Annotated in this window: 13 protein-coding genes; 12 read left to right on the forward strand and 1 reads right to left on the reverse strand. The window is 38.5% G+C overall.

Annotation, left to right across the window (positions count from 1 at the left end):
* Positions 1–30: 30 nt before the first annotated feature.
* The 3 genes from BMX30_RS00955 (at position 31) to BMX30_RS00965 (ending at position 4141) form a co-directional block, all read left to right on the forward strand.
* Entirely contained in the window at positions 31–2418 is a 2388-nt protein-coding gene (locus tag BMX30_RS00955) for a penicillin acylase family protein (RefSeq protein WP_090740855.1), read from the forward strand.
* Between the two features lie 242 nt (positions 2419–2660).
* Positions 2661–3287: a DUF421 domain-containing protein gene (locus tag BMX30_RS00960; protein WP_090740309.1), complete on the forward strand. Its 627-nt coding sequence runs from the start codon at positions 2661–2663 to the stop codon at positions 3285–3287.
* A gap of 299 nt (positions 3288–3586) precedes the next feature.
* Positions 3587–4141 carry a TVP38/TMEM64 family protein gene (locus tag BMX30_RS00965; protein WP_090740311.1) on the forward strand — a complete coding sequence of 185 codons (555 nt, stop codon included), beginning with the start codon at positions 3587–3589 and terminating at the stop codon, positions 4139–4141.
* An 85-nt stretch (positions 4142–4226) separates the two neighbouring features.
* Here BMX30_RS00965 and BMX30_RS00970 read toward each other — a convergent pair whose 3' ends face one another.
* Entirely contained in the window at positions 4227–4748 is a 522-nt protein-coding gene (locus tag BMX30_RS00970) for a hypothetical protein (protein WP_090740313.1), read from the reverse strand.
* A gap of 198 nt (positions 4749–4946) precedes the next feature.
* On the opposite strand from BMX30_RS00970, the gene BMX30_RS00975 reads away from it, so the two are divergent.
* The 9 genes from BMX30_RS00975 to BMX30_RS01010 all read left to right on the forward strand — a co-directional run bounded on the left by BMX30_RS00975 (position 4947) and on the right by BMX30_RS01010 (position 12497).
* The gene (locus BMX30_RS00975; RefSeq protein WP_090740315.1) at positions 4947–5225 is read left to right on the forward strand and encodes a hypothetical protein; all 279 of its coding nucleotides are present in this window, start codon (positions 4947–4949) and stop codon (positions 5223–5225) included.
* 155 nt (positions 5226–5380) lie between these two features.
* Positions 5381–5716 (forward strand): metal-sensitive transcriptional regulator, encoded by a 336-nt coding sequence (locus BMX30_RS00980; protein WP_090740317.1) that lies wholly within the window; start codon positions 5381–5383, stop codon positions 5714–5716.
* A gap of 21 nt (positions 5717–5737) precedes the next feature.
* A complete protein-coding gene (copZ, locus tag BMX30_RS00985) occupies positions 5738–5944 on the forward strand; it encodes a copper chaperone CopZ (protein ID WP_090740319.1) in 207 nt (68 codons plus the stop codon).
* An 82-nt stretch (positions 5945–6026) separates the two neighbouring features.
* Positions 6027–8447, forward strand: coding sequence for a heavy metal translocating P-type ATPase (locus tag BMX30_RS00990; RefSeq protein ID WP_090740321.1), 2421 nt, complete (start codon positions 6027–6029; stop codon positions 8445–8447).
* A gap of 12 nt (positions 8448–8459) precedes the next feature.
* Complete coding sequence (locus BMX30_RS24040; RefSeq protein ID WP_280139918.1) at positions 8460–8582, forward strand: hypothetical protein; 123 nt, start codon at positions 8460–8462, stop codon at positions 8580–8582.
* A 212-nt stretch (positions 8583–8794) separates the two neighbouring features.
* Positions 8795–10162, forward strand: a complete 1368-nt coding sequence (locus BMX30_RS00995; RefSeq protein ID WP_090740323.1) for a sensor histidine kinase — start codon at positions 8795–8797, stop codon at positions 10160–10162.
* A gap of 48 nt (positions 10163–10210) precedes the next feature.
* Positions 10211–10885 carry a response regulator transcription factor gene (locus BMX30_RS01000; RefSeq protein ID WP_090740325.1) on the forward strand — a complete coding sequence of 225 codons (675 nt, stop codon included), beginning with the start codon at positions 10211–10213 and terminating at the stop codon, positions 10883–10885.
* Between the two features lie 11 nt (positions 10886–10896).
* A complete protein-coding gene (locus BMX30_RS01005) occupies positions 10897–11133 on the forward strand; it encodes a hypothetical protein (protein ID WP_090740327.1) in 237 nt (78 codons plus the stop codon).
* A gap of 155 nt (positions 11134–11288) precedes the next feature.
* On the forward strand, positions 11289–12497 hold the full coding sequence (locus BMX30_RS01010; RefSeq protein ID WP_090740329.1) for a cell wall-binding repeat-containing protein: 1209 nt from the start codon (positions 11289–11291) through the stop codon (positions 12495–12497).
* The last annotated feature ends 4 nt before the right edge of the window (positions 12498–12501 follow it).

Here is a 12501-nt window from a genome sequence, read left to right on the forward strand (position 1 = left end):
TTGAAATTAATAAATATTCAGATAATTATAATGACAGGGGTGGTGGATTTGGAAACGTCTTTACAAAAACAAAGTCAACGGAAGACAAGACTTTGGAAGAAGGTAGGTTTATGGTCAGGTGGTGTGTTAATCCTGCTATTGGCGATTGTTCTTATTGGGGGAAATCTGTTTCTTTCTAGAGGATTACCTAAAACGACAGGTGAAATTGAGCTCGCTGGATTGACTGCTCCTGTTCAGGTTATCCGAGACTCTTCTGGAGTTCCTCATATCAAAGCGGAAAATGAAAAAGATCTTTTTATTGCTCAAGGCTATATTCAGGCTCAGGATCGTCTGTTTCAAATGGACCTCAGCCGAAGACAGGCATCAGGTCGGTTATCAGAGGTAATCGGGGAAGCGACCGTCAATAATGATAAATTTTTTCGGACTTTAGGGTTAAGAAGAGCAGCGGAAGCTTCGTATGAGCAATATTCGGAATCGGGAAAAGATGTTTTGGGTTGGTTTGCAGACGGCGTTAATCTTTATATGGACGAACTGCAAGAATCAAATAAATGGCCGATTGAATTTACTCTTCTTGGTTATAAACCCGAACCGTGGATTCCAGTAGATTCATTAACAATCGGTAAATATATGGCCCATGACTTAGGAGGTCACTGGGAGAATCAGGCGTTCAGACAGTATCTTCTACAGAATTTCCCGGAGGAAAAGGCTTATGACTTGTTTCCGACCTACCCTGAACAGGGACCTTATATAATAGCTAAAAATGAGTTAGATATTGAAAAAAGTTTTGCGCATGCCGTTATTCCACATGAGTTTAATGGAAGTAATAATTGGGTGGTTAGTGGAGAAAAAACTGTCTCAGGCAAACCTTTGCTAGCGGATGACCCTCACCTTTCATTAGCGACACCATCCATTTGGTATCAAATGCATTTGGAGGCACCTGAAGTAAATGTAAGCGGTGTTATATTTGCGGGAATCCCAGGGATTATTCTTGGTCATAATGACCACATAGCTTGGGGCGTAACCAACACGGGTCCGGATGTTCAAGATTTATATATTGAAAAAAGAAATCCGAAAAACAAAAATGAGTTCTTATATATGGACAATTGGCAAGAAGCAACTGTTATCAACGAACCGATAAAGATAAAAGACGGTCAAACGATTGACTACCAAGTGACAATTACACGTCATGGTCCAATTCTCTCGGAATTTGCCGCAGAATTGGGGAGTAATACAGCTTTGTCTTTAAGATGGACGGCACATGATCCGTCGGCCGAGCTTGAGGCAGTCTTAAATATGAATAAAGCAAAAAATTGGGAAGAATTCGAGATTGCACTGGAAAAGTTCGAAACTCCCGCTCAAAATTTCGTTTTTGCTTCCGCCGATGGGACAATTGCCTATAAAGGCAATGGGAAAATTCCAATACGGAAAGGCAATGGGTTAATACCAGTCCCTGGTTGGAATGATGAACATGAATGGACTGGTTATATTCCATTTGATGAGCTGCCACGTGTCGTAAATCCGAAGGAAGGTTTCATCTCAACTGCAAACAATAAAGTGATTTCAGACGATTACCCTTATCATATTAGCAACCACTGGGCTCAACCATACCGCCAATTGAGGATTCAAGAGGTCTTAAGCAAGAAAGACCAATTAACAGTTGAGGATATGCAGGCTTTACAGATGGACCAAAAGAATTTGCAGGCGCAAGAATTTGTTCCAAAGTTTCTTGCGGCCCTCGAAGGAGTTTCAGATGAGCAACAAAAGCAAGCGCTAGATATACTAGAAAAGTGGGATTTCGTAGATTCAAAAGATTCAGCTGCACCTGTCATTTTTAATATTTGGATGACGAAAGTTCCAGAGGTTCTTTTTACAGAGCATATACCTGAAGAGACATTGAAATTATTTCAAGGCCAAAAGCCAGTAGTTGACGAAATGCTACGAAAGGCTTTACGAGGAGATTCAGGTCCTTGGATCAAGGAAGCTGGAGGAATTGAAAAAGTGTTGGTAGATTCTCTTTCCTTAGCCATCAATGAAAGTATCGAAAATCAAGGCAAGAACCTTGAGAAATGGGAGTGGGGAGAATTCCATCAGGTGCGTTTTAATCATCCACTCTCAAGTGTGTCCCCATTACAGTATTTATTTAACTCTGAGGGTGGAATCCCTGTAGGTGGAAGTAGTGTAACCGTTCAAGCGGCTGCTTTCACAAAAGAAGGAACCGTAAACCACGGCGCTTCTTGGAGATTTGTTATTGATGTAGCTGATTTATCCACAGGCTATCACCTTGTTGGTCCAGGACAATCTGGTCATGTAAAAAGCAAATGGTACGACGATCAAATGAAGGATTGGGTTGAAGGAATTTACCATCAAACGAAAACCGTCAATCCAGAGGGGGATAGATTGACATTAGTTCCTAGCTAAGAAGCGACGTTAGTCGCTTTTTTTTTGCCTGAATTTCTTAGTTTAATCCTAATATTTTGAGCTTTTTTGGAAAGAATACAAACGGGTTTAAAGATAGAATTTATCGTTCTTAATTAATTTATTAGCTCTGTTAAAGGGCAGTGTTGATTTTGCTAACCGTTGATTGGAGCGCATATCAACATCCTTGTTTAACAGAGCCAGTTATTTGAAATGCTATCCTTAAAAGAAACGAGGTCGCTTAAATGGATTTGGATTTGATTTGGAAGGCGGTCATCATTGTAATAGGTGGTACAATGCTTTTACGTATCGCTGGGAGAAAATCAATTTCTCAGATGACCCTAGCGCAAACTGTAATTATGATTGGGATTGGATCTTTATTAATTCAACCAATAGCGGGGAGAGGAATCTGGTCGACACTTGTGGTAGGGGGTGTCTTAGTTGTTACCCTTTTTGTAATGGAGTTTATTCAAGTGAAATCGGATGGGGTAGAGAAATTGATTACAGGTAAGTCAAAAATATTAATCGAAAACGGGGAATTGAATGAAAAAAACCTTAAGAAGCTAAGGTTTACTGTCGACCAATTAGAAATGAATTTAAGACAGAAAAATGTGACAAGAATAAGTGATGTGGAATGGGCTACATTAGAACCGAATGGGCAGGTTGGTTTTACCTTGAAACAAGAAGCACAGCCTATAACGAATAAACAATTTCAGGCCTTGCAACAAGATATTCAACAAATAAAAGATTTACTATTATTACCTACAATCCACCCTAAGCAACAATCGCAATCAAATGAAAGTCAAAATTTATTTACCGAAGTCGACCGTAAAGCACATAATGAAAATGTTCCGCCTAAGCATTTGCAATAAACAAGAAACCTGCCAACGGTAAGATGGCAGGTTTCTTAATGGGTTTATTCTCTCAAACACCTTTTTCAACAAGGCAATTTGCAAAAAGTTCGCTATTGTAGCGAAATGAGTTCATAAAGATCTAATCTTAGGTGAACTTTAGCTTGAAATCGTTAGTAAACCTGATAGCATGAGTATTATGTGGGTTTAGCCCCCTTTTTACTGTCCTAAAGGGAACCAATTCTTTAATCTTCGTCCTTGTGGACTGATGCACAACTTAATATAAAATTTCTTTTCTAAGTCAAGTTTAGGAGCATAAAGTGGAACAATTTCTACCTAATAATAGTCTACTTGCCATCATTATTAGTTTGTTAATCAATATATTTATTGCCATCGCGGGAATACTCCCAAGTGCATTTATTACAGCCGGTAATATACTGTACTTTGGATTTTTTAATGGCTTAATTGTCTCGATAATAGGAGAAGCCTTGGGAGCAGTCGTAAGTTTCTATTTATATCGAAAGGGCTTCAAAGCAATAGAGCGCAAATGGGAGAATAAGCGAGACAATCGTTTATTGGAAAGGCTGAAGGAAACAAAAGGAGTAGGAGCAGTACTTCTAGTGATTGGATTAAGGGTTTTCCCATTCATTCCATCAGGACTTGTAACCCTTGCAGCTTCTATGAGTAAAATGAAACTAATCCATTTTGCTGTTGCAAGTACTGTAGGGAAAATCCCTGCGTTATGGATTGAAGCATATTCTGTTCATTCTGTCCTAAACATGGAAACAAAATATCAAATATGGACGGCATTGATTGGAATTGCTGCTGTTATTAGTTATTTCACAGTAACAAAACGGAAGAGAAGAAAGGAATAATTTTATGGGGCTTCCTGTTAAAAAATATAAAAGTAATAAAGAAAATCTAGCAGTTGCCTTTCTGCTAGATTTTTTCGCCTTCTTTTCATCCGGTTTTAAACATATTTTTTATTGAATTCATGGTGTTTACTTGCTCTTGTATGGAGCTTTCGGGTGAAACCTCTTTCATGTTTTGTTCAAGGAAATGATGGTAACGACGCTGTAAAGAGGCTTGTTGCAAGGCCATGTTTATATGGATGTCGCGAACATTTTGTGCTTTCATTCGTAGTGCCGAATTAAAATTATCGTTTGCCATTGTTTTGGCTGTGTTTTTTAACTCTATAGCAACATTCTTTTCTTTTGGGTGTGCATTTTGATCTTGGCACTTGATGGATACTGGGTCTAACTCGTTAAGTGCAGCAACAGTCACAAGTTCATTTTGGTTTGGGTCCATCAAAAGAAGCATGACCTTTACATGATTGCGCATGATAACAATTTGCTCATAAATAATTTGCTTTAATTCATTGCTGTGAACACTACAAAAGGCAGATTCGAGCCGTGCTAAAACTCCTTTGTGAATCATTAAATGTTCTGCCATGAGGCTTAAATCAATTGATTTTAGAATCATAAGTAAACATCCATCCTTTCATGGCTTATGTTTATTTCAAAAGGTATTTAATCATTCTTAATACCCTGATGAAATGTGACAAATAAATGAAAGAGGTTTAAGGTCCTATTTGTTCATGCTCTCTCTCCATACTTTCTTCATGATTTCCTTTTAAGGTTAAGGACAAGAACAAAATTCCTCTAAAAGGAGAAGAACAAAATGAAAAAGACCTTTGGAACAGTCATTTTAACAGCAGCTTTATTAGTAGGTGGGGGTGCGGGTCTTGTATCTGCAAGTGAAACTCATGAGACTCAGCCGGTACAAACTGAATTAAAATGCGGGGGTGAAATGGATCATTCAACAATGAACTTTGGGCAGATGAAAAAGCATATTCAGAAAATGCACCCTGAACTAACGAATAAAGAAGTGATTGAACACTATAAAACGATGCATGGTACAGGTGGATCTTCGAACAGCAATAACTTTCAAAAAATGTAATACCAAAGCTGCTGATAAATCAGCAGCTTTGTTTGCGCAATCGGAAAAGAAAATACAAGAAACTGCTAATGTGAACAATTTATGAATAACAAATCAAAGCACTTTACATACTATAGAGGGGTATAGTAACATGTAGCTATCGAGGAGGTGGTGTAATGGAAATCATTGACCCTAAAATTGTTCCACAAACCTGTGAAGGCGGCTGTTCAGATCGTAAAAGTCATCATTCAGATAAGCTAAAGAGCAATATGGTTACAAGGCTTAATCGCATTGAAGGCCAAATTCGGGGAATAAAAGGGATGATTGAAAAGGATACTTATTGTGATGATGTCATTACACAGATTTCCGCAACTCAAGCAGCACTCAACAGTGTAGCAAAGATTCTCTTGGAGGGCCATATGAAAAGCTGTGTGGTCGAACGAATTCAGGAGGGTGACGATGAAGTTGTTGATGAACTGCTTGTAACCATTCAAAAATTAATGAAAAAATAAAGGTTTGAGAGGGGTATTATAGTGGAAAAAGTAACATTAAACGTAACTGGTATGTCATGTGGACATTGTGTTAAGGCAGTGGAAGGTAGCGTTGGAGCTCTTGAGGGTGTAAATAGTGTAAAAGTAAACCTTGATGCCTCAACAGTTGATGTTGAGTACAACAACGAAACCGTTACACTTGATAAAATTAAAGAAACGATTGATGATCAAGGATATGATGTTGCTTAATTGAAACAAAATGCGTGCTAATTTTTAGCACGTTCATTTTTACAAAAATATATACCCTATATAGGTATGGGGAGATGAGTTTATGAGTCAAAGTGTTAAAGAAACCACCTTGCAAATTTCAGGAATGACTTGTGCAGCTTGTGCGGTAAGAATAGAAAAAGGTTTAAAGAAACTCGATGGGGTTGAAGAGGCGAATGTCAACTTAGCTCTAGAAAGATCTTCCATAAAATTTGACCCTGCGGTGACCAATGTTTCGGCTCTTGAGAACAAGGTAAGGGACCTGGGATACGAAGTGGTTACCGAAAAATCAGAGTTTGATATTTCGGGCATGACTTGTGCTGCCTGTTCGACTAGAGTTGAGAAAGGACTAAATAAGCTTGAGGGAATTTCAAGCGCGAACGTCAATCTAGCGTTAGAAAGGGCAACTGTGGAATATAATCCTTCGATTATCTCAAAAACCGACATTATTAAAAAAGTAGAGGCATTAGGCTATGGGGCTCATTTAAAGCAAGATGAAAGTAAACAAGAAGCCGCTGACCATCGACAGCAGGAAGTCGAAAGACAGACTGGTAAGTTCATCTTTTCTGCCATCCTTTCCTTGCCGTTGCTCTGGGCTATGGTTGGGCACTTCTCGTTTACTGCTTTTATTTATGTACCTGACATGTTCATGAATCCATGGGTTCAGTTCGCCTTGGCGACACCTGTTCAATTCGTTATTGGTAAGCAGTTCTATGTTGGTGCCTATAAAGCTTTGAAAAACAAAAGTGCAAATATGGATGTTTTAGTTGCTCTTGGGACATCGGCTGCGTATTTTTATAGTCTCTATTTATCGTTTGCATCCATCGGGGGCAATGCTCATACAGTTGAGCTTTATTATGAAACAAGTGCTGTATTAATTACATTAATTATTCTTGGTAAGTTGTTCGAAGCAAGAGCAAAAGGTCGTTCGTCTGAGGCGATTAAAAAATTAATGGGCCTTCAAGCAAAAACAGCAGTCATTGAAAGGGATGGGCTCGAACAAGAGGTTTCTTTAGATGAGGTTATTGTTGGCGATATTATTCATGTAAAGCCTGGTGAAAAAATTCCGGTGGACGGTATCATCGTCGAAGGGCAATCCGCTATTGATGAATCCATGTTGACAGGAGAAAGTGTCCCTGTTGATAAAAAATTTGATGATGAGGTCATTGGATCAACAATAAACAAAAATGGATTCATAAAAATTAAAGCAACGAAGGTCGGCAAAGATACAGCTCTTGCTCAAATCATTAAAGTTGTGGAAGAGGCACAAGGATCGAAGGCTCCCATTCAACGGTTAGCGGACCAAATATCAGGTATTTTCGTCCCGATTGTAGTTGGTATCGCTTTAATCACATTTTTAATCTGGTATTTTATGGTTGTTCCAGGAGATTTCGCCGAGGCATTGGAAAAAATGATTGCTGTCCTTGTTATTGCTTGTCCGTGTGCGCTCGGACTTGCAACGCCAACATCGATTATGGCAGGTTCTGGGCGCGCCGCAGAGTTTGGAATTTTGTTTAAAGGCGGCGAGCATCTAGAGATGACTCACCGTATTAACTCCGTTATCTTAGACAAAACCGGAACAGTGACAAATGGAAAACCTGTTTTGACGGATGTATTTCCAACTGATTCATTCGTAGAAGCTGAGTTTCTTTCTCTTGTTGGCTCTGCAGAAAAACAATCAGAACACCCTTTAGCTGAAGCAATTGTTGCTGGGATTAAAGAACAGGGAATAGAATTAAAAGATGTTCAGTCATTTGAAGCGATTCCAGGATTCGGTATTAAAGCTACGGTAGAAGGTAAGGATCTGTTAGTTGGAACACGAAAATTAATGAACAAATATGAAATTAGCATTTCTGATTCCCTTGAAAAAATGGATACACTAGAACGCGAGGGAAAAACAGCGATGCTTGTTGCAGTGGATGGGAAATTTGCTGGAATGGTTGCGGTAGCTGATACAATCAAAGAAACTTCAAAAGCAGCTGTTAAACGTTTAAAAGATATGGGACTTGATGTCATCATGATTACCGGTGACAATCAACAAACGGCTAAATCAATTGCAGCGCAAGTCGGTATTGATCATGTCATTGCTGAAGTTCTTCCTGAAGGGAAAGCGGATGAAGTGAAGAAACTACAAGCCGAAGGCAAGAAAGTCGCGATGGTTGGCGACGGAATCAATGATGCCCCAGCACTTGCTGTTGCTGATATCGGCATGGCGATTGGAACAGGAACCGATGTTGCGATGGAGGCTGCCGATATCACTCTCATTCGTGGGGACTTAAACAGTATCGCTGACGCAATCTTTATGAGCAAAAAAACGATAAAAAATATTAAACAAAATCTCTTCTGGGCGTTAGCTTATAACTCACTTGGTATACCAATTGCAGCAGTAGGTTTCCTTGCTCCTTGGCTCGCGGGTGCAGCGATGGCATTTAGTTCTGTATCCGTTGTGTTGAATGCACTACGACTACAGAAAGTTAAATTGTAAAGGAGTCTTATGATGATAAAAAAGTGGACGATTGCTGGTATTGTTTATTTGCTCCTTGTCATCGGTGGATATGGTATCTATACTACCACCTTTCAGCCAGATACAACGCCTTATATGGAAGAAAAAAACCATTAAAATTATGGATCCGAGTCTTATCGGGTCCATTTTTTTTATACTGTGTAAAACGTGGCTGTTGACTTCGCTTCATTCAACTGGATAAAATCAACTACTTCCTATAACTATAAATGCAAATCTAGATATTTTCATAATTTCTCCATACAATCTCAATAATTTTCGTCTATGATAAACCTATAGTCTTTTACAACTAACTCCTTAGGAGCATTACAATGAAGCGAAAGTTAAAAATAAATAGCATTTCAGTAAAACTAGGTATTTTGTTCAGTGGAATTTTTATTGCGTTATTTTTCATTTTAGGCTCGATTTTATATGGTGCGTTCACCCATTTGTTTATTGATTATATTAAGCAGGATCTAGTGGTTAGAGCCAATAATCATGCGAATGTCTTAGGCCAACATTTTCACCATGAAACGATTTCACATGTCGTGAAAATGGAAACGGATGTAACGACAAACGTATTGATTGCAGATTCTGAGCAAAAGGTTCTCGATTCTTCCATAGAGCCAGACAAGGATATGAATGATCATATGCTGCCAGTCGGTCAAAAACATTCTGGAGGGCTGCTTGAAGAGGATTGGCGTGAGCACGATTATCTTATTTCAGTTTCGCCAATTGGCAATCATGAAGGATATGTTTATATGTATTATCCAACTAGTATTCTTAGGGAGATTGTGTTTGTCATGAATATTGTTCTGATCGTGACTGGACTGGGTGTTGTCCTTTTGGCATTAGGGTTGATTGGATTTATGTCAAGGATGCTAACGCAACCACTCATTACTATGAAGGAAGCAACCAATAAAATGGCATTAGGCAAATATAAACAACGGATTCCAGTCAGTGGGGATGATGAAGTTGCTCAATTGGGAGAATCGATTCAATCGTTAGGAGAACAGCTTCAAGATTTTGAGGATAGTCGAAATGAATTTCTCGCTACAGTTTCTCATGAACTTCGGACACCATTGACTTATATAAAAGGTTACAGTGATATTTTAAATAAAGGAATAGTGAAGAAACAAGAAGAACAAGTGGAATATTTAAAAATCATCAATAAAGAAGCGAACCGGATTACTTTTCTAGTCAATGATTTATTTGACATGAGTAAGTTCGAAGTTGGTAAATTTGAGTTAAATAAAGAGCTTGCGAGTATCAATCCGATTATTAAAAAAGTTGTATCGAACCTGAAACCTGAGGCTGATGAAAAAGGATTAATCCTAACGGCATCTCTATCTGAAGTTACATACATCTCTATTGATAGTCAAAGGATGGAACAAGCGATTTATAATTTGGTAGAGAATGCCATCAAGTATACAAATGAGGGCAAGGTTACTGTTAAAACTTATCAAAAAAATGAATTAATAGTGATTGAAGTGGAGGATACAGGAATTGGTATTCCTACAAACCATCTCTCAAGTATTTGGGAACGTTTTTATCGTGTCGACAAATCCCGAACGAGGAAAACGGGTGGTAGTGGACTGGGGCTGTATGTCGTTAAGAATATTATCCAATCTCATAATGGCGATATTAGAGTGGAAAGTACAGAAGATAAGGGATCTACTTTTACGATTCACCTAAATTAATGGTTATGTTAAAGCTAAGCCAAATTCATAAGTAAATGGAGACTAGCGATGAAAAAAATCTTGGTTGTGGATGATGAATTTCAAATGAGGCAGCTGCTAAGGTTATATTTACAGCAGGAAAATTATTTGGTTGAAGAAGCGGAAAACGGTAAGGAAGCATTTGATCTTATTGTAAGAAGCGATTTCGATTTAATGATTCTCGATGTGATGATGCCGATAATGGATGGGTGGCAAACAATCGAACAGGTCCGACAAATATCGGATATTCCAATTATGATGCTAACAGCAAAAGGGGCTGTTGAGGACAAAGTAACCGGGCTAACACGTGGTGCAGATGATTATTTAGTAAAACCGTTTGAAGAAGCGGAGTTGATGGCAAGAGTTCAAGCCTTATTGCGAAGATCTAAGTCAAACCATATGGAAGCTGAAGTATTAATTTATAAAGGGGTAAGGTTAAATCTATCAGCAAGGGATGTATCCTTTGCTAATAAAAAGCTGAATCTGACTCAAACCGAGTTTGATCTTCTCGAAGCTATGATTAAACACAAGGGGAAAGCTTTATCGAGAGAACAGCTAGTTGACCTTGTCTGGGGAATTGAGTTTATGGGGGAAGATCGGACGGTTGATTCTCATATTAGAAATTTACGAGATAAATTGAAAGTAGCTGGAGTAGATAAATCCTTTGTTCAAACGGTCTGGGGTATCGGATATAAAATAGAATAAGGTGAAAATATATGAAGAAGTATCTCCCACTAATGGTCTTGATTTTCTCTTCTGCACTTGGGTTGTCATTTCTACTAGTTGTGCTTCGGGTGATTTGGTTTCCCCCTGCATCAATGGGTATGATGATGGGAAAGCATAGGATGTTTCATCATCTATCCTATTTGTTTAGTCAAACTTTTTTGTTCACTTTCCTTATCGGGATAATTGTGGCTATTATCTGGTTATTATTTAAAAAAACAAATAATTAAGTAAAAAAACTTACTGGATAATCTAGTAAGTTTTTTTACATAAGGCAATTAAAAATATGAAAACTTATGTTTGAAAAGATGTAGAGTCTGCATTCTTTTTGCATCTTTATATTGTATCTTTTAATAGAATCAATTAGTGAAAAGGAGAATCAATAATGAAAAAAGGTTGGTACATATTATTAATTGTTCTATTATCCCTGGGGTTAGCTGCTTGTAACCAGGATGAAGAAGAGAAGGAGACAGCTGATGAAAATAAAGTTGAAAAAACTGAAGAATCAGCTTCTAAAGATGAAAATCAAGCTGATGACGAGGTTTACAGCACAAAGAATGTCACTCGGCTGAATGTAGAAAATATTGTCGATGCAGCCATTATGACTTCAAGAACTATTTGGCCAGCAACCATTGAAGAAAACAAACCGAAAACGGTGATTCTTGTTCCTACAGACAATTGGCAGATTGCTTTGGCTTCCGCTGATATGATTCATCATCCAACAAATGGTCCTGTTTTGTTTTACGACCAGGATCAAATCTCTGATGAGACTGTTAAGGAAATTGAACGTTTAGCTCCACTTGGAGGAAGCGACGGAACTGAAGTAATGCTTATGGGTGAGCCAAATCAAAAAATAGTTGACCAGCTGAAGGATTATTCTGTTCAGCAGGTAAAAGGCTCTGACCCAGCTGAGTTTGCAGCGAAGATTGATGAAGTGTATGCAGAAGCAGCTGGAGAGTTGCCAAACAGTATCATCATTGTATCTGCAGAAGAAGAGGCAAAGCTCTACTCGCTGATTGCTGCTAACTGGATTTCGCATATGTCGGAACCAATCTTATATATCACAAAGGACGGAATCCCAGAAGCAACAAGAGAAGCAATAAATAAGCGTAACAATAAGGCAAACCTTTATATTCTCGGACCAGAAGAAGCTATTTCCAGTGAAATTGAAGACAGCTTGAAGGAATTTGGAACAGTGACTCGAATTGAAGGAAATACAGCTGTTGAGACATCGATTGCTTTTGCAAAGTTTAAAGATGAACAAACTGGGTTTGGTTGGGGAGTGAATGAACCAGGTATTGGGTTAGTATTCACCTCAACAGAAAAGCCTGAATATGCGATTACTGCAGCACCGTTTGCGCATCTAGGTAAGCATGCACCTCTCATCTGGCTTGAAAATGGTGAATTGGCAAACGAAACGCATGTATTCTTGGCCGACCGACAACCAACCTTCATCGATGATCCTACAGTGGGTCCATATAACCATGCTTACATCATTGGTTCAGGAGAGTCTATAACCATGGAAACTCAAGGAATGATAGACCAAATGCTTGAAATTGTTTCAGAGGGTGGAGGTGGACATGCCGGCCACTAACGAT

Origin of the sequence: Mesobacillus persicus (assembly GCF_900109925.1) — a bacterium.
Classification (GTDB): domain Bacteria; phylum Bacillota; class Bacilli; order Bacillales; family Cytobacillaceae; genus Mesobacillus_B; species Mesobacillus_B persicus.